General features: G+C 44.0%; 23 protein-coding genes and 1 pseudogene. 10 read left to right on the top strand and 14 right to left on the bottom strand.

Going from position 1 to position 18,955, the window contains the following annotated elements:
• Window positions 1-8: 8 nt before the first annotated feature.
• Window positions 9-1,109 (bottom strand): chorismate synthase, encoded by a 1,101-nt coding sequence (gene aroC / locus N0824_RS16100; protein WP_108937481.1) that lies wholly within the window; start codon window positions 1,107-1,109, stop codon window positions 9-11.
• A gap of 255 nt (window positions 1,110-1,364) precedes the next feature.
• Here aroC and sfsA point away from each other — a divergent pair, with 255 nt between their 5' ends.
• Entirely contained in the window at window positions 1,365-2,084 is a 720-nt protein-coding gene (gene sfsA / locus N0824_RS16095; protein WP_108937480.1) for a DNA/RNA nuclease SfsA, read from the top strand.
• Between the two features lie 144 nt (window positions 2,085-2,228).
• Here the strand turns inward: sfsA and N0824_RS16090 are convergent, their stop codons facing one another.
• From N0824_RS16090 to N0824_RS16070, 5 genes and pseudogenes are all read right to left on the bottom strand, one after another.
• On the bottom strand, window positions 2,229-2,774 hold the full coding sequence (locus tag N0824_RS16090) for an NYN domain-containing protein (RefSeq protein WP_199224929.1): 546 nt from the start codon (window positions 2,772-2,774) through the stop codon (window positions 2,229-2,231).
• 73 nt (window positions 2,775-2,847) lie between these two features.
• Window positions 2,848-3,516 (bottom strand): energy-coupling factor ABC transporter ATP-binding protein, encoded by a 669-nt coding sequence (locus tag N0824_RS16085; RefSeq protein WP_108937478.1) that lies wholly within the window; start codon window positions 3,514-3,516, stop codon window positions 2,848-2,850.
• Between the two features lie 178 nt (window positions 3,517-3,694).
• A complete protein-coding gene (locus tag N0824_RS16080) occupies window positions 3,695-3,952 on the bottom strand; it encodes a hypothetical protein (RefSeq protein WP_108937477.1) in 258 nt (85 codons plus the stop codon).
• Window positions 3,953-4,052: 100 nt separating this feature from the next.
• Window positions 4,053-4,238: pseudogene (locus N0824_RS16075) on the bottom strand (type II toxin-antitoxin system HicA family toxin); the annotation flags it as partial.
• Window positions 4,239-4,423: 185 nt separating this feature from the next.
• Window positions 4,424-5,296, bottom strand: a complete 873-nt coding sequence (locus N0824_RS16070) for an FkbM family methyltransferase (RefSeq protein WP_108937476.1) — start codon at window positions 5,294-5,296, stop codon at window positions 4,424-4,426.
• Between the two features lie 548 nt (window positions 5,297-5,844).
• Between N0824_RS16070 and psbD the strand changes: the two genes are divergently transcribed.
• The 4 genes from psbD (at window position 5,845) to N0824_RS16050 (ending at window position 8,341) form a co-directional block, all read left to right on the top strand.
• Window positions 5,845-6,900: a photosystem II D2 protein (photosystem q(a) protein) gene (gene psbD, locus N0824_RS16065; RefSeq protein WP_002737445.1), complete on the top strand. Its 1,056-nt coding sequence runs from the start codon at window positions 5,845-5,847 to the stop codon at window positions 6,898-6,900.
• 146 nt (window positions 6,901-7,046) lie between these two features.
• Window positions 7,047-7,574 (top strand): DUF3011 domain-containing protein, encoded by a 528-nt coding sequence (locus N0824_RS16060; RefSeq protein ID WP_066029915.1) that lies wholly within the window; start codon window positions 7,047-7,049, stop codon window positions 7,572-7,574.
• 280 nt (window positions 7,575-7,854) lie between these two features.
• Window positions 7,855-8,082 carry a hypothetical protein gene (locus N0824_RS16055; RefSeq protein ID WP_002756856.1) on the top strand — a complete coding sequence of 76 codons (228 nt, stop codon included), beginning with the start codon at window positions 7,855-7,857 and terminating at the stop codon, window positions 8,080-8,082.
• Window positions 8,039-8,341 carry a type II toxin-antitoxin system RelE/ParE family toxin gene (locus N0824_RS16050; protein WP_002784443.1) on the top strand — a complete coding sequence of 101 codons (303 nt, stop codon included), beginning with the start codon at window positions 8,039-8,041 and terminating at the stop codon, window positions 8,339-8,341. Before N0824_RS16055 ends, N0824_RS16050 begins: the two co-directional genes overlap by 44 nt.
• Window positions 8,342-8,401: 60 nt before the next feature.
• Here the strand turns inward: N0824_RS16050 and N0824_RS21440 are convergent, their stop codons facing one another.
• Both N0824_RS21440 and psaK read right to left on the bottom strand, forming a co-directional pair.
• Window positions 8,402-8,515: a hypothetical protein gene (locus N0824_RS21440; protein ID WP_002800612.1), complete on the bottom strand. Its 114-nt coding sequence runs from the start codon at window positions 8,513-8,515 to the stop codon at window positions 8,402-8,404.
• Between the two features lie 180 nt (window positions 8,516-8,695).
• Complete coding sequence (gene psaK, locus N0824_RS16040) at window positions 8,696-8,962, bottom strand: photosystem I reaction center subunit PsaK (protein WP_002756861.1); 267 nt, start codon at window positions 8,960-8,962, stop codon at window positions 8,696-8,698.
• 120 nt (window positions 8,963-9,082) lie between these two features.
• Here psaK and N0824_RS16035 point away from each other — a divergent pair, with 120 nt between their 5' ends.
• Complete coding sequence (locus N0824_RS16035) at window positions 9,083-9,721, top strand: phosphoribosylanthranilate isomerase (RefSeq protein ID WP_108937475.1); 639 nt, start codon at window positions 9,083-9,085, stop codon at window positions 9,719-9,721.
• A gap of 55 nt (window positions 9,722-9,776) precedes the next feature.
• On the opposite strand, the gene folE is transcribed toward N0824_RS16035, so the two are convergent.
• From folE to N0824_RS16020, 3 genes are all read right to left on the bottom strand, one after another.
• A complete protein-coding gene (folE, locus tag N0824_RS16030) occupies window positions 9,777-10,475 on the bottom strand; it encodes a GTP cyclohydrolase I FolE (RefSeq protein WP_002738197.1) in 699 nt (232 codons plus the stop codon).
• 49 nt (window positions 10,476-10,524) lie between these two features.
• Entirely contained in the window at window positions 10,525-11,253 is a 729-nt protein-coding gene (locus N0824_RS16025) for an SDR family oxidoreductase (protein WP_108937474.1), read from the bottom strand.
• A 341-nt stretch (window positions 11,254-11,594) separates the two neighbouring features.
• Window positions 11,595-12,500 (bottom strand): hypothetical protein, encoded by a 906-nt coding sequence (locus N0824_RS16020; protein ID WP_108937473.1) that lies wholly within the window; start codon window positions 12,498-12,500, stop codon window positions 11,595-11,597.
• A 44-nt stretch (window positions 12,501-12,544) separates the two neighbouring features.
• Here N0824_RS16020 and N0824_RS16015 point away from each other — a divergent pair, with 44 nt between their 5' ends.
• Together N0824_RS16015 and N0824_RS16010 are read left to right on the top strand one after the other, a co-directional pair.
• Entirely contained in the window at window positions 12,545-12,952 is a 408-nt protein-coding gene (locus N0824_RS16015; protein WP_108937472.1) for a hypothetical protein, read from the top strand.
• 77 nt (window positions 12,953-13,029) lie between these two features.
• Window positions 13,030-13,389, top strand: a complete 360-nt coding sequence (locus N0824_RS16010; protein ID WP_043996443.1) for a hypothetical protein — start codon at window positions 13,030-13,032, stop codon at window positions 13,387-13,389.
• Here the strand turns inward: N0824_RS16010 and nblS are convergent.
• From nblS to N0824_RS15995, 3 genes are all read right to left on the bottom strand, one after another.
• Window positions 13,370-15,361 (bottom strand): two-component system sensor histidine kinase NblS, encoded by a 1,992-nt coding sequence (gene nblS, locus N0824_RS16005; protein ID WP_108937471.1) that lies wholly within the window; start codon window positions 15,359-15,361, stop codon window positions 13,370-13,372. The genes N0824_RS16010 and nblS overlap by 20 nt on opposite strands.
• Before the next feature lie 115 nt (window positions 15,362-15,476).
• Complete coding sequence (locus N0824_RS16000) at window positions 15,477-15,824, bottom strand: DUF4359 domain-containing protein (RefSeq protein ID WP_108937470.1); 348 nt, start codon at window positions 15,822-15,824, stop codon at window positions 15,477-15,479.
• A 75-nt stretch (window positions 15,825-15,899) separates the two neighbouring features.
• Complete coding sequence (locus N0824_RS15995) at window positions 15,900-16,079, bottom strand: replication restart DNA helicase PriA (RefSeq protein WP_108937490.1); 180 nt, start codon at window positions 16,077-16,079, stop codon at window positions 15,900-15,902.
• Between the two features lie 293 nt (window positions 16,080-16,372).
• On the opposite strand from N0824_RS15995, the gene N0824_RS15990 reads away from it, so the two are divergent.
• Window positions 16,373-17,506 (top strand): glycosyltransferase, encoded by a 1,134-nt coding sequence (locus N0824_RS15990; protein ID WP_108937469.1) that lies wholly within the window; start codon window positions 16,373-16,375, stop codon window positions 17,504-17,506.
• A gap of 249 nt (window positions 17,507-17,755) precedes the next feature.
• Entirely contained in the window at window positions 17,756-18,955 is a 1,200-nt protein-coding gene (locus N0824_RS15985; protein ID WP_108937468.1) for a hypothetical protein, read from the top strand.

The following is an 18,955-nucleotide window of genomic DNA, read 5'->3' as shown; positions in this document are numbered from 1 at the left end:
GTAAAGGTTTAGAAAAAGCGATCGCTAATCGTACATTGTCCCTGAAAACGGAGCAGATGATCGCATAATACCAAAGCCATCATCGCTTCCACCATCGGGACGGCCCGAGGTAAAACACAAGGATCGTGTCTTCCTTTGGCTGCCAGGGTGGTTTCTTCCCCAGTGCGTGTCACGGTTTTTTGTTCTTTACCGATAGTCGCAGTGGGTTTAAAAGCGGTGCGGATAATAATATTTTCACCGTTACTGATTCCCCCTTGGATACCCCCCGAACGATTGCTCGTGGTGCGAATTTCTCCGTTATCATCGATAAAATACTCGTCATTGTGTTCGCTGCCAGTTAAGAAGGTTCCCGCAAATCCCGATCCGATTTCAAATCCCTTACTCGCGGGTAAGGACATCATCCCCTTAGCTAAATCGGCTTCTAGCTTATCAAAAACGGGTTCTCCTAGACCTTTCGGCACATTTCTGGCTACACATTCCACCACACCGCCGATCGAGTCCTTATTCAGGCGAATTTGGTCGATCAGGGCGATCATTTGGGCGGCCGTTTCCTCGTTGGGACAACGCACCATATTACTTTCCACCTCGTCGAGGGTGACGGTGTTGGGGTCGATGATTGCCTCAATATCTTTAATTCGCTTCACATAACCGATAATCTCGACATTATAGACAGATTTAAGGATTTTTTTGGCGATCGCTCCTGCGGCCACCCGGCCGATGGTTTCCCGGGCCGAGGATCTGCCTCCTCCTTTCCAGTTGCGAATCCCGTATTTTGCTTCGTAGGTGGCATCCGCATGGGAAGGTCGGAATTTCTCGGCCATTTCATTGTAATCTTGCGAGCGAGCATCCTGATTCCGCACTAAAATAGCGATCGGTGTACCGAGGGTTTTGCCTTCAAAAACGCCCGAAATTATCTCACAAATGTCATTTTCCCGACGCGGGGTCACGATTCTGCTTTGTCCCGGTTTGCGACGGTCTAAATCGATTTGAATCTCCTCTTCGGAAATTTCTAAGCGCGGAGGACAACCATCGATAACCACTCCTACCCCCCCCCCGTGAGATTCTCCAAAAGTGGAAACCCGAAATAGTCGTCCGAAAGTGTTACCCATAATCTCAATGTCTACTAAGCCTCAAGCTTTTATTGTACCTGAGCGGTTCTCGGTTTTTCGGGAATAGGGGTTGGGGGTTGGGAATTATGAATTATGAATTATGAATTATGAATTGGGTGGTGGGGTGGTGGGGTAGTGGGGAATTTAGCCGAAATTTCCCCATCTCCCTATCTCCCTAAATCCCTATCTACTGTCTTCAGGTTAATATCCCAAAAAAAGGCTATTCTTTACCTTATATTCCTCGGCAGAAATTTGATGACTTCCTTGTTGGTTCACACTTATCCTTCTCTTGTCAAGGGTATTTTAATTAAACGTTACAAACGCTTTTTTGCCGACATACAACTGGACAACGGAGAATTAATTACGGCCCATTGCGCTAATACCGGACCGATGACGGATGTATGCGTAGAGGGTCAACCGGTTTATCTTTCTCGCAGTGATAACCCGAAGCGAAAATTAGCTTACACCTGGGAGATGATTCAACTGGGGGAGACTTGGGTGGGAGTTAATACCAATCTTCCTAATCAGGTGGTGAAAAATGCCCTGTTGCAAGGAGTTTTTCCCGATTTGGTCAAAAATGACACCGAGGTGCGATCGGAAGTGGCCTACGGTCAAAATAATGGCAGTAGAATTGATTTTCTTTTGACTCATGGGGATAATTCCCTCACCTATATCGAGGTTAAAAATACTACTTGGAATCAGGGAGAAACAGCACTTTTTCCCGATACTGTCACCACGCGAGGACAGAAGCATTTACAGGAATTAATGGCTTTATTGCCGGCAGCGGAGGCGATTATGTTCTACTTTATTAATCGGGGTGATTGTGACCGGTTTGCTCCAGGGGATATTAAGGATGCTAAATACGGGCAGTTATTGCGTCAAGCAGTGGCTAAAGGAGTCAAGGTTTTACCCTGTCGCTTCCAAGTGACACCCACGGGAATTTATTATTTAGGTTTAGCAGAATTGCAACTGTGACACCAGTGGTTTAGAGGGGCCAGCTTGTGACAAAATCCCCCAGACCGCAACTGACCTTGAAAAGCTTAGAGACACAGTTACCTGTGCCTCTACTCGGGATTTTGTCGATACATATTTGAGGTAATTTGTCAAGGTTTTTGATAACTAAATTCCGTGGCGCATTTTCTCTAATTTCTGTTGCACCTGAGCATCGAGAGAATGGAATAAAAAACGCCCTTTGGGACTTTGAGAAGAACTCTGGGATTTTCTCAGACGACGACCGGTTAAATCCACCTCGATTTCCAGACGTTGAGCGGAAATCCACTGGGCCCCATAACCCATAACGGTCATTTTTTGGGCATTATCAGAGGTAGCGACGATAATCCGTCCGATAGCTGGGGCGCGATCGTGCCAAAAATCGGCACAGGTTTTCTCGATATAGGTGTCGGCGGTTTGAGCGTGAGCGGTAAAATAAACCGATAAATGGTTAGTGTAGCGTTCTTGGCTGCCGGGGGTGTCTTGAAGGTAGGAATCGAAGACGATTTGGGTTTGATAACCCTGATGGTGGGTGTAACCGATTAGGGTTTCAATTAACTTGTCTCGCGCCGGTTCGAGACCGTGGCGATCGCTGATTTTTTTCAGGGACGGCCAAGCGCCGATGACGTTGTAGCCGTCAACCAGCAGAAGGGAACGATCAGAAGAATTAACCATGGCTTTGAGAGTAATTTGTGTGGCATTAAGGGCAGTTCTAAAAAACAGCATCTTAATGATATTAACAAAAAATTTAGGATTCTCCCGCCGCACTTGCCAATAATCTCGCTTTTAATTCTAGGGCATTTCCCTGATCCGTTACCTTGCCACCCTCTAATAAAAATGCTCCATCGCTGTAATCCAATTCATCAAGGCGATGGGTCACCCAAAGGGCCGTAATCCCTCGGTTTTTGACCAATTTCTGCACTTGAGAGACTAATTCTAACTGGGTATCCCCATCCAAAAGGGCGGTGGGTTCATCAAAGAGCAAAACCTCGCAATGACGAGCTAAAGCCCCCGCAATGGCGATTCTTTGCTTTTGTCCGCCACTGAGAGCATAGATCGGTCGTTTTTCCATTTCTAATAAATTCACCGCCCCTAGGGATTCCCGCACCCGGGCCCGAATTGCTGGCGTGGATAAACCCTCGGATACCAACCCAAAGGCCACATCTGCTCCCACTGTTGGCATAACTAACTGATGGTCGGGATTTTGAAAAACAAAACCGAGGGGGTTGGGTATCTCTATTTTCCCGCGACTAGGTTTTAATAATCCCGCTAAGAGCCGCAGCAGGGTTGATTTACCGCTGCCATTTGTCCCCAACAACATCCAAAATTCTCCTTTGGGAACTTGCAAAGAGCAGCCATTTAATACTGATTTCCCATTCGGCCAGCTAAACCAGAGGTCTTTTACTTTTATAGTCATGAATTATCAGTTATCAGTTATCATTTATCAGTTATCATTTATCAGTTATCAGTTATCATTTATCAGATTTGAGTTTTTAAGTGTGCAGTATTAAATAGAAGTTTCCTACTGTCTTTTTACTGCTCACTGATTACTGATTACTGCTCACTGATAACTGATTAAAGAACTATTCTGTGGCTCAAGCGACAAACCCCGGCGCTTTACCGGTGAAGGCAGCCCCGGATTTTTGTGACACAATCACCGCACTGATCTGATCGCTAAAAACCGCCACCTTTTTATCGGTTTGTTTTTCGCAGGTTAATTCTAATAATTCGGGATTCGGCGATCGCATAGCGTTAATAATTGTTTGATACAAAGCGTCTGCTGCTGCTTCTTCCTTGCGCTGCACGGAAATGGGGATGGGGGAGAGTTTCAGGGTAATATCGATCGAATACATAGTTTAGCGTTCCCTTCGAAAAAACAAGTCAAAAACCATTGTATAGCAGGGGTTGGGAAGTCAGTGATCAGTGATCAGTGATCAGATGTGAGTTTTCAGTTCACTGATTGCTGTTCACTGTGGGGATAACCCTAGCGTCATCACCGATTAACTCTCGCAACTCTTTCAGTTCAGTCAGTAGTTTTGCCAGTTGTTTTTCCAGGTAAAGTGGGACATCATCTGCATCTTTGCCCGGGATTGTCAGTGTTTTTCCGATCAAAGGATGTCTCCAACCTTCATGGCTACCCTTGCCGCGTTTGGGTAAGTAAACTAATCTCGGCTCCTTCTAGGCATGGAAGCATCTTATCATCCCACTGAAGTAAGTGTCCTTGTACCCTTTGAATTTAGTTCTGTCTAACGACAAAACGCGGCGGCGGCAGATAACTTTCAACTCCTACGGATCAGATCTGTTCCGTCTGCGGCGACGAGGTGTTAGACATCTTTTAGCTCTTCAAACCTTGACAAGAGTCTATTAGGAACTAAGAAAATCATTTTAATACGAGAGTTTGTCGGTTTTGTTTCAATCTTCATGAATTTTGGCTGGGAATTAGCTCCCTCCTCATCCTTAGGTTTGACGAAAGCAAAACAGGTAAATTCAATGGATTTAATAAATTCAAGGACCTTGGTTGTTGGATAAAGTTCGGACAAGACTAAGGGTTGATCTCGAATGAGAAGATTTTTGCCACCGATTAGTATATCGAAGTCTGCTCCTTCAGCATCTGTTTTGATACATGAAACACTTAGTAACGGATAATCAGACATCAATTTGTCTAAAGTATTTACCTTGACTGTCATCTTGTTCTCTTGGGTACTATGCCTGACCAGCGAATTTAGTTCAGGCAATGAGTTTAAACTAAGCTCCATAGTGCCTGGTTCTGAAAAAAGTGCTTCTTCTAAAACATGACAATTTTGAAACTGGGAAAGATTTCTCTTTAAGTGTTCAACCATTCTCGGATCGGGTTCAAAGGCGTAAACCTGATTAGATAAAGGAGCAGCAAGTAAACTGTAATAACCAATATTAGCTCCAACATCGATAAAGTCTTTATTAATATCTAAGAACCGATGAAGGATAATTTCAGATCCCCAATCTAACTTGCTTCCCTTGAGGAAAATTTCTGTTCCGAATCGACTATCGTACGGCAGAGTCATTTGTACATTATTAAATAGAACCATTTTCTGGTTGAGCTTGGTTATTTTATAAAACCCTCGTATTACATAGCGGTATAGGAAATTCCAGCCGCCAATCTCCCGAACCAACCCAAGAAAATAACTGAACTTATGCAAATAAATAGTTTCTTTCAACATATACTCTCACTTCAAGTTAGCCATGGAGGCATCTAAATATTAATTATACCCCTCTCTGCGGTCAAGCAACCTCTTCTGTCTTACTATCCCACTTCCATCGGTCTAACACCCCCTAAATAAAACCTAATACCGCACTGTGTGGTTTAATCACCTCAATTTGGGCATAATTACCGCACAGAGAGGTCTAGCATTCCGCTCAAGACGTGAAGACGACAATACCAAGCAATTGAGGCGGCATATCTCCCCATCTCCCCAAACCCCCCCGCAACGCGCACGAAGTGGTCTCCCCCCGCAACGGCGGTTCGACAAGCTCACCGTCCGCTCGACTGAGCTTCGCCGAATGTCGCCCAGCAAGTGGTCTCCCGAAAAAATTTTAGATTTTTTTAAGATCGACCTAAAAAACCTTGGCCATTTTTTCCAATATAGTGTAAGTTAAGAAAAGTAAAGATTTCTCACAATTCTTCCACACATCTGCTCGCCTGCTCGGATAGATGGAGAAGAGAGCGCGGAATCTTAGCAATAATATACATTTTTCGGAGAAAACCCCCATGACCATTGCTGTCGGACGCGCCCCAGAAAGAGGGCTGTTTGATGCTCTCGATGACTGGCTCAAAAGAGACCGTTTCGTCTTCATCGGTTGGTCTGGTTTACTACTCTTCCCCTGCGCCTTCATGGCCCTAGGTGGATGGTTAACCGGCACCACCTTCGTCACCTCCTGGTACACCCACGGGTTAGCCAGTTCCTACCTGGAAGGCGGCAACTTCCTGACTGTAGCCGTCTCCACCCCCGCCGATGCCTTCGGCCACTCCATCCTCTTTCTCTGGGGCCCGGAAGCCCAAGGTAACTTCACCCGTTGGTGTCAAATCGGCGGTTTATGGCCCTTTGTCGCCCTGCACGGTGCTTTCGGCCTGATTGGCTTCATGCTACGTCAGTTTGAAATCGCCCGTTTAGTCGGCATTCGTCCCTACAACGCCCTCGCCTTCTCTGGCCCGATTGCGGTGTTCGTCAGTGTCTTCCTGATGTACCCCCTCGGTCAGTCTAGCTGGTTCTTTGCCCCTAGCTTCGGCGTGGCTGGTATCTTCCGTTTCATTCTTTTCTTCCAAGGCTTCCACAACTGGACCCTGAACCCCTTCCACATGATGGGTGTAGCCGGGATCCTCGGTGGTGCGCTTCTCTGTGCTATTCACGGAGCGACCGTAGAAAATACCCTGTTTGAAGACGGTGAAGGTTCCAACACTTTCCGGGCTTTTGAACCCACCCAAGCGGAAGAAACCTACTCCATGGTCACTGCGAACCGTTTCTGGTCGCAAATCTTCGGCATCGCTTTCTCCAACAAACGTTGGTTACACTTCTTCATGCTCTTTGTCCCCGTGACTGGTTTATGGATGAGTGCTGTGGGTGTAGTGGGATTAGCCCTTAATCTACGGGCCTATGACTTCGTTTCTCAGGAATTGAGAGCGGCGGAAGACCCGGAATTTGAAACCTTCTACACTAAAAATATTCTGCTTAACGAAGGTCTGAGAGCTTGGATGGCTCCCCAAGACCAACCCCACGAAAACTTTATCTTCCCTGAAGAAGTATTACCTCGCGGTAACGCTCTCTAAGGATGGCAAGAAAATTTACCGAATAGGGGGAAGGGTGAAGTTAAATCACCCTTCTTTTTTGTTGATTAACGCATCTCAAGCAACTACTACTCATTTTCTGGATACCCATGTAGGATAAACTAGAGAATTTCTTGGAGATTAAGACAATGTTTCGCCAAATTTTATTATCTAGTCTCGGTTTGTTGCTAATTTATCCCCTAGGGAGCGAGCCAGCAGCGGCCAGAACCATGAGAATTAATTGTGAAAGTCAAAGCGGTCGCACTACTCGCTGTCCCGTCAATGCTCGATGGGCCCAGGTGAGATTAACCCGCACTCGCTCCGCTGCTCCCTGTGAGGGTAATTGGGATTTCCAAAACGGCAATATTGTGGTCAGAAATGGTTGTCGGGGCGAGTTTGAGGTACGCATGGACGACCATCACGGTAATGTTGGTGGCGGTTGGGAAGGTAATGTTTATGAAGAATTTCGCCTCCCCAATATCGGTCGTTTTGTCGTTGATCGCCGCAGTTATTATGATAGTGGCAGAATTAGAGAATTTGATGCGATCGTTAATGGCAGTCGCGAGCGTTGGTGGGCCAATTGTCGTGGTGGCGAACTCGGCAGCGGTAGTCGTCGCATCCGCTCATCCCGAGAAATCGATCGAGTAGTGGACTTTGTTTGTGAGGATCGGGGTTAACTACAGAAACCAAAAACCTACCTAAAGCTTTTTAAAGTTACTCATTTCTGTAGCTATACAACTAAAATAAGTAACTTTTACTGAAGATAGATTTTAAGAACGTTATCAGGTAAGCTAAGATGCACTTTAACCGCCTATCCTTAGATTACCTGAATCTCTCCCAATCTCTTGACTTGCCTCGAACAGTGGCTTGAGAAAACTAAAATCCTGAAGATAGCTGCTGTAAGAAACCCGTTTTCTTGATCTGCTGCTAGAATTCAAGTAGATTGGAGGAAAATATATGGAGCCGGCAAACACCTTAGATGCTCTAATGCTCAAAACCATCATCAAGGAAAGCGTCCGCGAAGTTATGCGGGAAGAATGGTTTAAATTCTTCGAGATGCTGATTCCCTATGTTGATGATATAGAACAAGCTGACATAGAAGCAACCTTTAATCCTGTTGATTACAAAGACGACGGCTTCGTTGATATTACAGGCTGGTTTAATCGTGAAGATCAGGATCAGTAGATCAGCCAATAAATTTTTGGAGAAACTAGATGCCAATAGCCGAAAATCTGTTTTGACTAAAATTGGTATTCTCAAAACCTGCCTTGAAACTCAAAACGTTTATCCCCCTGAAGAACTTGATATCAAAAAACTTAAAGGTGAGTTAAAAGGATTCTCCAGAATTCGTGTTGGCAAAATGCGAGTTATTTTTGAAATCGGCAAGGAGACAGACGAAATCTTTATTTATGAGATTAACTTTAGAGGCAATATTTACGATTAATTAAGCGATTAGCAACGTTCGCATTTACCAATTATTTTCGATACTTCTTTCCGCAGCCATCTAACTTTCATGAGTTAATTTAGCAAATACTGCTTCTTCTTTGTTAGCAAAGTCTCCAGCTTCGACTGGGGCCACTGCTTTCTTAATTTTCTCGCCAGCAGCCAGAATAATCACCCGATCTTGACGATTACTAGACTTCTGACATAATTAACTTTTGAGAGTTCAAAAATGGGAAAATAGGGATGAAGTTGCCTAAAATATCTTTATACTTAGTTCTCCTGACTACTGACTACTGGCTCCTTACTCCTCTCTCTGAGGTTTACTGGTCACTGATTACTGATCACTGATCACTGATTAGAGAATACCCGCATTAGAAAGACCGAGAACCAGTCCCGCACCGAGAATATGGCCAAAACTCATGGTAGCCAATAATTCCGGCAGACCGAAGCTTTTTTTCGAGGCTAACTGCGGCAAGGGTAAAGCAGGGCCGGCCCCAGTATTTTGGATAGCAAAATAACCGATAACGAAGGCTACTAGGTTAGCTAACGTCATGGTAATGCCGACGGATAAATTCCAGGGAATGGTTTGAGCAGTGGCTAAAAGTAAGGCGGAAGGGATCATTTGCGCTCCAGTCTTGATAAGATTTTGTTAATCACAGGGCATTATAAAAAGCTCTTGACCCGAAACTGCTTTTTGTTTGAATACTTAACAGTTTTTGTAACGTTTTGCGAATAAGATTAAATGCGAATTAAAATTTGCGGCATTACCCAACCGGACCAGGGACGAGCGATCGCCAATTTAGGAGCTACGGCCTTAGGTTTTATCCTCGTACCGAGTTCGCCTCGTTACGTCAACATCGAGCAAATTAATGCTATTACCGCCGCAATACCCGACAAAATTGATTTTATCGGGGTTTTTGCCGACGAGCAACCGGAAATTATTCAGCAAATAATTATTAAAACCCCCTTGACAAGTGTGCAGTTACATGGTATAGAATCTCCCGAATATTGCCAAAGGTTGCGGCAATTATTACCCGACCGGGAAATTATCAAAGCTTTGCGGATCAAAGACAGAGAAAGTTGGGAAAAGTCGGCAATTTACTTCAATAGCGTCGATACTTTACTTTTAGATGCCTACCATCCCCAATTGCTCGGCGGTACGGGACATACCTTAGACTGGCAAGCCTTAGCCAGTTTTTCGCCCCCCTTGCCCTGGTTTCTGGCTGGAGGACTCAACCCCGATAATATTGGTGAAGCTTTAACCAGGCTGCACCCCGATGGCATTGATGTCTCTAGCGGCGTTGAGCGATCGCCTGGTGATAAAGACGTGAAAAAAGTCGCCCTCTTGTTAGAGCGACTGCAAAAATTCAGTGATCAGTGATCAGTCAGAAAGTTTTGGGTGTTGGGGTTTTAGTTGAATTCTCCCATTTCCCTGACTAGAAGAAATTGGGTTTATGACGGATCAGGTTAAGATACTCCTCGCGGGTTTTCTGCTCGTCTTGGAAGACTCCTAACATGGCGCTGGTGACAGTCCAGGATCCCGGTTTCTGCACCCCGCGCATCACCATACACATATGGGTTGCTTCCATGACTACCGCAACCCCTTGGGGGTCGAGAATTTCTTGAATCGCTTCGGCAATCTGACGGGTGAGGCGCTCTTGCACCTGTAAACGACGGGAATACATTTCCACAATGCGGGCCAATTTACTTAATCCGACCACCTTTTGGTTAGGAATATAGGCAACGTGGGCCCGACCCATGAAGGGTAACATATGATGTTCACAGAGACTAAAGAAGTCAATATCGCGCACTAATACCATCTCATTATGACCTTCATCGAAGATCGCACCATTAACGAGGGTTTCCAGGGATTGTTGATAGCCTTGGGTGAGAAACTGCATCGCTTCGGCCACCCGTTTGGGGGTTTTTAATAAACCTTCTCTTTCGGGATCTTCCCCCACCGAGATCAGGATATTTCTGACCGCATCCATCATCTGTTCTTTGTTTTCGTCGGAAGTTGGATGAATTTGGGCGGTTTTGCCATTGTGGGTGTTGCGATCAGGGCGAGTGGTCACGCGTGCTTGGATAGCGTCGGTTAGATTACCGTTTAAACCGTTAGAAGAAGCTATGGTCATAATGAGGATGCCTGTAGGCGAATTGATCAATAAATAGAAGTATTTTGGGTTATAATGCCCCCGCACTGGGCATAATGGTCATCGTTTCCACTACGGCCTGTTTGGGCAGTAACACCGCTTGCAGAATGGCCTGAGCGATGATATCCGGGGTTAACATGGCCGAGCGATCGAAATCTGCTTTGACGCTATCGCTGTCCCAGATGGGAGTATTGACAGCCCCGGGGGTGATAATCGTGACGCGAATGGCGTTAGCCCGCTCCTCGATCGCTAAAATGCGAGAAAATGCCACTAATGCCGCTTTGCTGACACTATAGGCCCCCCAATCGGGGAAAAAATTATCGGCGGCGATCGAGGAAACGTTAATAATCGTGCCTCCCCCCTGTTGACGCATAGCAGGTAAAATCCCTTGCACGCACTGGTAAACACTGGTTAAATTCAGGTCGATCACCCGCTGCCAGTCTGACAAAGGTGTGTCGGCCAAGGGGTTTGTGTAACCCATGCCGGCATTATTGATCAGGATGTTGATCGGTCCTGATTCTTGGGCGATTTTAGCGATACTAGGGGATACTTCTGGGATATCTGCCAAATCTAAGGGGTAAGCTTGGGCTGATACGCCTAAATCTGCCGCCATTGCCGCCACGGTTGCCAATTTCTGCTGATTGCGACCGATTAAAACCAGATTAATTCCCGCCTTGGCGAAAGCGAGGGCGGTTTCTTTGCCGATGCCGCTACTGGCTCCGGTGATCAGCGCTCGCTGTTGACGAATAACAGAGTTCATGGTATGATCTGAAATCTCTTAATTCCGGGTAGTTAGGGCAAAATTTTGGCACTCAGGGGAACCCTAGAAAGGTTTAAGGGAGTTGGGTTGGATCGGAGCAATTTTTCTCGCACCAAAAGTGCCGCGTCCACTTGGGACGGGGGGAAGCATTGACTATCGGGTAGGTTCAAGATTAAAAATCGTTACAAAATTTTACCTAGCTAATTATAGCACTGTTAAGTCAGGGATCACTAATTTTTGTGTATATTCAGATATCTAACCAGCGAGGGGAAAAAGCGGACTGGTTGGCGAGAATTCTTGAGGCTGTCTTTGTCGAAAAATACCTCCCCCTGCGCTCACAACTACTCACCGGAGGAGATGGCAGCGGTGGGTTGAGTGCGATTGACAATCACCACTCGATCGCCGATAACGGGACTTCTAGCGAGGAGAATTCCCTCGTTATCCTTCATTTCCAAGCGGCGAAAATCGAGACTTTGGCAACGTTGAAAAACCGAATTAGCCAATTTATCCTGTTGTGATGCCTCCAGACTATACCAATTATCGCCCAAAATAACTACTAGACGACTAGCCAAAAAGTCCGCTTCTATAGTAGCAATAATCCCGGCGGGATAACGAGCAGTTAAATCGGTAATTTCCTCTTGAATAGCTGCGACTAAACTTTGTTCGGGAGTTAATCGCGGTTTTGCTTTAGTAATCGGGACGGGAATCGGTGCCTCTGGTGCGGTTAATTCTGGGGGAGTTTCGATAATTTCCCCGGCAGCCGGTGGGGGACTAGGGATAACTTCGGGGATATTTTCGGCAATTTCCGCCGGATTTTTCGGTAAACTGATCACGGCTACTAAGAGGATAGTGACTAAACTTCCTGTTAACAAGCCGGTGATTAACCAATCGGGAATTTTTTCGCTAATTCCCCCAGGTAAAAGTCGGCGAATTTTGTTTAAAATCGCCGTCCACCACCCTTCCACCTGCTCGAAATCCGGTAAAATGTCGTCAATTCCCTCCGCTGCTTCGATGGGAGAATCTGGGGTTAAACTTTGCTCAACTTCTGCGAATTCGTCTGGTTTTAAAGCAGCGGCTAACTGTTGCGTTGAGTTAAGAAGATTATCAACGGCAACTTTTGGGGGTAACACTGTCCCCGTTCCTGTGTTAAGTTGGGAAACGATCGAATTTAACTGCTCGATCGCCTCTTGTAGTCGGATCACCGTTTCTGCTTGACTGAAATTCTCTCGCTCATTTGGTTGAGTCATAATCTTTCTTAACTCGCTGCCATTCTTTTTCAAAATATCATTTTATGCGCCGTTTTCTCGGTTTTTTAACCATTATTTTCCTTATCCTCCTGACTGCTTGTGGTAGTGTCACTCCCCCGCAAGAATTTGCTCCTGACGGAGAAATCGTCGCCAAAGCCCTTTTATTACAATTTCGTCACACATCCGATCGCCTTAGTCAATCTTTACAGATCGATGAGCCGTCGGTAAAAATTGGTAAAATTAATGTCACCAGTCTGGAACCGATTTATGTGGGCAATTTGCCCGCTTATCACTTGCAGGGGGATTACGATCTAACTCTACAATTGCCCCATCAAAAAGATACCAAACAACACAACAATTTTGATCTTTATTTACAAAGACAGATCGAGGGTAAAACTTGGCGTTTACTGGAAGAAGTTGCCTCCCAATGGCGCAGCTATTTAGTAAAATAACCAGAAAAAGCCAGGGGATTTTGCTATAGTCTATGATCATCAGCAATGACAATCCTCAAAGGGAAAATTTAGCGATTATGATTACCTGTCCTCGTTGTCAGCACAAGGTCGATAGTCAAGCATTACAATGTCCCTACTGTTCTAATATTTTAAAGGCCTATGGTCATCCCGGCATGACCCTGCATCAAGCCGTCACGGGCGAGTTTTTATGTGAAACTTGTCTCTACCATGGCGATGATAGCTGTAATTTTCCCCAACGTCCCTACGCTACCAGTTGCACTTTATACAAAAATAGCCAAATAATAGCCGAAAAAATTCCTCCTCTCCCTCTGCCTAGGGTTTTTAAAAATTGGTGTCTCAGAAATAAGGGATTATTGCTATTATTAACCCTGATTTTGGGCAGTATTGCCCTAGCTTTTATAAACTCACGTCGTTAATTTTCTTGCTGGCGATCAAGCCTTGATATAAATCTAGATCGAACCAGAAAGTTGTGCCAATTCCCACTTCACTAATCAAATGAATTTGACTATAGTGTTTTTCGATAATATTCTTGACGATCGATAATCCTAATCCCGTCCCTTCTAGGGTATGAACGCGATTTTCTACCCGATAGAAGCGATCAAATATGGCACTTTGATCCTCGGCATCAATGCCAATACCAGTATCGGATACTTCCACGCGAATTTTGAGAGTTTCTTGAGGATTATCTCTGCTTATTTTATAGGCACGAATCACAACTTTACCGCCAGCAGGAGTAAATTTTAGGGAGTTACCGACTAGATTAGTTAATACCTGTAAAAGTAGATCATAATGACCTAAAATTGGTAGTAAATTGGCTTCAATTTCCGAGCTTAATTCTAGTCCTTTATCCCTAGCATTGAGTTGATAGGTTCTTAGGGTTTGTTCGATTAATTGTCCGATATCGAGCGCGTCTAAGTTATAGTTACGCGAGGATTCTAACCGAGAAAGATCGAGAACATCATTAACTAAACGAGTTAAGCGATCGGTTTCATGATTAGCGGTTTCTAAAAACTCTCTTTTTTCTGTATCGCTGAGATCCTCACCAAATTCTGTTAGGGTTTCAATAAAAGATTTGATGTTAAATAAAGGGGTTCTTAACTCATGGGAAACATTGCTGATAAATTGACTTTTTGCCTCATTTAATTCTGTTTCTCTGGTGATATCCTGTAGCGTCATGGCAATTCCCCGGACATTCTCCCGATACTGATCGAATACCTGAGTTAACAAAATGCGAATTGTGTAGGGTTTCGGCTTAGTTAAAGATAATCTAAATTCCGCCGGGGAATAGTTATTATTTTCCTGATCAATAACAGCATTTTTCTGATTTTGATTAGCGGTTTCTTCATTCTGGAGTGGTTCTCCCGCCGCAATTTGATAGAGAGGTTTAGTTAGTTTAACCGTTAACTCCGAAGGAAAAAGATGTAGAACATTTTTACCGATAATTTCCTGATCTTCCCAGCCAAATATTTCCCGAGCTGCGGGATTTATTAATAATAATTGAAAGTTAGTATCTAGAAGAATCGCTCCATCAGCAATAGTGGACATTAACGTATCTAGTTTGGCTTTTTCTGCGGTCATTTCTTCGATATTTTGTTCCTCGTATCGTTCTAACTTTTCCGCCATTTCATTAAAACTGAGAATTAATTCCCCTAACTCTCCTCCCAGGGGTAAATCAATGCGCTGCTTAAAATTTCCCGCTGCAATATTTTTGACCCCGACTAATAACTCCTTGATCGGTTTGGTGATAGTTAGAGCATTAAAAACTGCCCCGAGAATCACCATAGCCCAAATCGAGACAAAAACGGCAATAGTAACATCACGGGTTAGATTAGAAGAAGCCACCACAATAGCGTTAGGATTGATCCCGATCGCTAATACCCCTAAATATTTGCCTTCATGATTTAAGGGAACAAAGACATCGGTTACTTCACCGTCGGGGGTTTTATGCTGACGGATGAGGGGAGTTTCCCCATTTTCGCCATAATTTTCCGGTAATTGAATGCGACGCTCGATCGTCAGGGAGTTCTTAACTTCGGCGGTAGAATAGGGAATGCCGAAAAATATTTCACCCTCCTCGTTAGCGTAGATCAAATAACGAACACTGGAGGTACTACTATAAAAACGGGCTGAAAAACGGGCTAAATCGGTTAAATTGTCCTCAGCAATGAGGGGGGAGACATTCGCGGCTAATAACAGCCCTAGATCCCTGCCAAAACGGGTATCATTGAGACGGACATCCTGCTGGATTGTGTTAACCGCCCAAAAGGTTAAACCACTCATCAACAAAGAGACGGCTAAAGTAGCCGCAGCCATTAATTTAGTTTGGAGAGTGAATTCGGACCACCAACGGGCGATCGCTTCTCGGAGAATGGGCAGGAAATTAAACACGGTTAGGCAGGATTAATCGGTGTTCTCGACGACTCTATCGCTCAAATCGCGGGTTAACATGACTATCTTAACTCATTATTAAGCTGGTAGCGGTTAAACCGGCACTAATCAAAGTCTAAGTCTCCGAGAAAGTCAAGAAATGCCCAAAAGCACCGACAGTTCTAATTTTAGCCACCCCCGGTACTTCTGTGGTGTAGAGACTGAACACACCTAAATTTTGCCGTTGACTAGAGGTTTCGATCGCTGGTTTTAAGATTTGATTTTTGATCACATTTCTGGCTGCCACCGGCAAAGAATCGATCGAGTCACAGAGACTGATTTTCTCGCAAGCGATTTTGTCGGCATGAGCGAGGAGTTTTTCGGCGGCGTATTCGCTGTAAAGTTCTTGGGGGGGATTGGTAAATCCCATAATCCCCGCTACTCCCCCTAGTGCGATTGCTGCTTTGAAGAAATTACCCCCCATAGCTACTTAGCTCCTTGATTTTGTCTTCTCCACTCTATTTTGACAAGACATTTTCGATCTGGCTAGGGAGCGGCGTTAACTTCTTAAACCAATACCGGGTGCATAGCACTCTAGTACATTTCCTGTGAGACTGCAACTAACTAACAGATAATCACAGTGAGAACAGGCGGTGCTAACGAGATGGTGTTCTAAAATATGCTGTCTTTCGGCAAAATTTCCACAATTAGGACAGCGTACTTGTTGCAGGGTGATCATAGCAAACCTCATTAATTAGTTATCTTTTGTATATAAAGCTAGTTTTTCTTGATCCCAATCGGTTTAAGCCTATTTTTTCCTTGATCCCCATTATGAACTCGATCATCTGATCTTGCTAGTAATTTTTACTAAACTTTGCAATTTTTCTTGAAAAATTTAATAATTTCTTCCTAGGATTTTTTACCGTGATCGGATATGTGTCGGTAATTTTGGGGAAGAGAAAGCCGGAAAGCGAACTATTAAACTGCCAATCCCTTACTGCTATAATTACGGCTGAGATTATTGATTATCCTATGAAGTATGCTCTGGTTCACGAGTGGTTAACCCCAAAGGCGACGGGGGGATCGGAATTAGTGGTTAAGGAGATTTTACAATGTCTAGAGGCGGATTTATACGCTTTGATCGATTTTGAGTCCACTAATCCCGATAGTTATCTCTATGGTCGCTCGATCGGGACAACTTTTCTGCAAAATTTCCCGAAAGCGAGAAATGGCGTACAAAAATACTTACCTTTTCTTCCCCTAGCGATCGAGCAGTTAGATTTAAAGGATTATGATGTAATTTTATCCTCCTCCCATTGTGTGGCTAAAGGGGTTTTAATTCGACCGGATCAGGTTCACATTTGTTACTGTCACACTCCGATGCGTTATGCTTGGGATTTAACTTTTGACTATCTGGCTAATAGTAAGTTAGGACGGGGATTACCCGGTATTTTCACTCGTTATCTTTTGCATGGTTTGCGTCAGTGGGATGTGATTTCTGCTAATCGTGTGGACTATTTTCTGGCTAATTCCCACCACACCGCTAGACGAATTTGGCGCTGTTATCGACGGGAGGCAAAAGTTATTTATCCTCCCGTACAAATCGAGCGTTTTCCCTACCAAGAGAAAAAAGAAGATTTTTATTTAGTAGTTTCTCGTTTGGTTAGTTATAAAAAAGTCCCTTTAATTGTGGAGGCATTTAATCAATTGGGATTACCCCTAGTGGTTATTGGAGATGGTCCCCAGATGGCTTTAATCCGACATTTAGCAAGGGATAACATTCAGATTTTAGGGGCAGTGTCCGATCGAATGGTAGCAGAATATATGTCGAAAGCAAAAGCGTTTATTTATGCTGCTTGTGAGGATTTTGGTATTGCTTTAGTGGAAGCGCAAGCTTGTGGCACTCCCGTGATTGCATTTGCCGCCGGAGGTGCTTTAGAAACCGTGCGGGAGCTGCGGGAAAATTCTCCCCGGGGAACAGGATTACTTTTTGGGGAACAAAATCCCCAATCCTTGCAGGAAGCGGTTAAATATTTTGTCGATCATGCGGATAAAATTGACCCAGAAAATTGTCGGCAACAGGCTAATAGATTTACTCCTGAAATCTTTCAAAGTAACTATAGTTTATTTGTTGAGGAGCATTCAATATCCAAAAATTATTGCTAAGTTTAATTAAATCAGTTATCTTAATGGAGAGCTACGAGGTTTTTGTTTTAGGAAGTCAGTCATCGGTTGTTGATAACCAATTAGCTTACACTTCATCTTAAGGAGAAATGCTGTATTTGCCCAATGCTGAAGATGCAGCCAATGCACCCTAAAATGTAACACTATGGATATTTCTCGAAAGTGGATATCTAGCCAACGCTGATATCTTACCATGGTGATTGTGATAACAGAAAAGCGAGGATTATAGCCGTGCCTTGGAATCGAGTTAATCAATGGGTAGAAAGACGCTCTTTAGTGGCCTTAGAATCAGCTTATCAGAGAGCGCTGAAAATTAAAGCGATCGAAGATCAACATTTTGGGGGACAAAAAATTTCCCCGGCTGCCGTGGGAGGAAAAAGTGTTTATGATTACTTTCAAAGTACCCTAGAGCGAGAATTATTACAGATACGTTTTGATTTAACTCAAGTGCGTCTGGGTAATTTTTTTAATCCGCAAACTAACCCAGAAAATAATAACATCTTAGAGACTTTAAAAGCGATCGAGGATATTATCGGTAAATATCGCCTAGATTTAGGGGAATTGCTGCCCCCATTACCGAATAATCAAACCCCAAATCTGCCTAATACCAATCTCACCAGTGATAAACCCAGGGATAAAGATAACCAGATAATTTCTCCTGCAACCAGTAATAAATTTTTTAACTTCCAGCAAGAATTAACCCCAGAGTACGAACAAACTGTCATCAAACAACTCCGTACTCTGCGACAACAACAACGGATTGCTATTCGTTTTATCCTGATTATTATTTTAGTTCCTCTCCTGGTGCAGTTTATTAGTAAAAACTTCGTTTTTAGCCCTATGTTAAACTATTTTGGTGTGGATAGAGCGAAAATATCAGAAGTTTATATTTCTCAGGAAATTGGCGAAAAATATCTCAGGGAATTCGCTAGACTTCAAGAAATTGAAGAAATCAAGCAGGTTTTAGGAGTAGCAAAAGCAGGGCATGAATCAGAAGAAACCTTTCGGGAACAGGTCGAGGAATTATTTAAAGAAGCGGGTTATGAAAGTCAAGATGGTTGGAAAAACTTACTATCCGATATCACTGGATTAATAGCCTTTATTGCCATCTTAATTTTTGGTCGTCAACAATTGGCAATTACGCGAGCTTATGTTAGTCGTTATTTTCTCAGCTTAAATGATATCACCAAAGCCTTTATCTTTATTCTCTTTACCGATATATTTGTCGGGTTTCACTCGGCGGAGGGTTGGACGGTAATCTTAGAAACTTTGTTCCGGCACTTTGGTTGGCGCGAGAATATTACATTCATTAGCTTGTTTGTGGCCACGGTTCCCGTTATCCTAGATACCATCTTTAAACTATTAATATTTAATTATCTGACTCGTAAATCTCCCACCGCCGCAACTATCCTAGAAAAGATGAACCAGTAA

The organism is Microcystis sp. 0824 (assembly GCF_003112475.1).
In the GTDB taxonomy this organism is placed as follows: Bacteria; Cyanobacteriota; Cyanobacteriia; order Cyanobacteriales; family Microcystaceae; genus Microcystis; species Microcystis aeruginosa_C.
Note: the sequence above shows the minus strand (reverse complement) of the source record. Positions and strands in the feature narration are given on the sequence as shown.

Bases quoted from the DNA above. Each gene is read 5' to 3' on its own strand.
- folE (WP_002738197.1), bottom strand. From the start codon at position 10,475: ATGACCATAGCTTCTTCTAACGGTTTAAACGGTAATCTAACCGACGCT.
- N0824_RS16020 (WP_108937473.1), bottom strand. From the start codon at position 12,500: ATGACTCAACCAAATGAGCGAGAGAATTTCAGTCAAGCAGAAACGGTG.
- N0824_RS16085 (WP_108937478.1), bottom strand. From the start codon at position 3,516: ATGACTATAAAAGTAAAAGACCTCTGGTTTAGCTGGCCGAATGGGAAA.
- sfsA (WP_108937480.1), top strand. From the start codon at position 1,365: ATGACTTCCTTGTTGGTTCACACTTATCCTTCTCTTGTCAAGGGTATT.
- N0824_RS16090 (WP_199224929.1), bottom strand. From the start codon at position 2,774: ATGGTTAATTCTTCTGATCGTTCCCTTCTGCTGGTTGACGGCTACAAC.
- psbD (WP_002737445.1), top strand. From the start codon at position 5,845: ATGACCATTGCTGTCGGACGCGCCCCAGAAAGAGGGCTGTTTGATGCT.
- N0824_RS16060 (WP_066029915.1), top strand. From the start codon at position 7,047: ATGTTTCGCCAAATTTTATTATCTAGTCTCGGTTTGTTGCTAATTTAT.
- N0824_RS16000 (WP_108937470.1), bottom strand. From the start codon at position 15,824: ATGGGGGGTAATTTCTTCAAAGCAGCAATCGCACTAGGGGGAGTAGCG.
- N0824_RS16035 (WP_108937475.1), top strand. From the start codon at position 9,083: ATGCGAATTAAAATTTGCGGCATTACCCAACCGGACCAGGGACGAGCG.
- N0824_RS16010 (WP_043996443.1), top strand. From the start codon at position 13,030: ATGATTACCTGTCCTCGTTGTCAGCACAAGGTCGATAGTCAAGCATTA.
- aroC (WP_108937481.1), bottom strand. From the start codon at position 1,109: ATGGGTAACACTTTCGGACGACTATTTCGGGTTTCCACTTTTGGAGAA.
- N0824_RS15990 (WP_108937469.1), top strand. From the start codon at position 16,373: ATGAAGTATGCTCTGGTTCACGAGTGGTTAACCCCAAAGGCGACGGGG.
- N0824_RS15995 (WP_108937490.1), bottom strand. From the start codon at position 16,079: ATGATCACCCTGCAACAAGTACGCTGTCCTAATTGTGGAAATTTTGCC.
- N0824_RS16015 (WP_108937472.1), top strand. From the start codon at position 12,545: ATGCGCCGTTTTCTCGGTTTTTTAACCATTATTTTCCTTATCCTCCTG.
- N0824_RS16070 (WP_108937476.1), bottom strand. From the start codon at position 5,296: ATGTTGAAAGAAACTATTTATTTGCATAAGTTCAGTTATTTTCTTGGG.
- psaK (WP_002756861.1), bottom strand. From the start codon at position 8,962: ATGATCCCTTCCGCCTTACTTTTAGCCACTGCTCAAACCATTCCCTGG.
- N0824_RS16025 (WP_108937474.1), bottom strand. From the start codon at position 11,253: ATGAACTCTGTTATTCGTCAACAGCGAGCGCTGATCACCGGAGCCAGT.
- N0824_RS16080 (WP_108937477.1), bottom strand. From the start codon at position 3,952: ATGTATTCGATCGATATTACCCTGAAACTCTCCCCCATCCCCATTTCC.
- N0824_RS16055 (WP_002756856.1), top strand. From the start codon at position 7,855: ATGGAGCCGGCAAACACCTTAGATGCTCTAATGCTCAAAACCATCATC.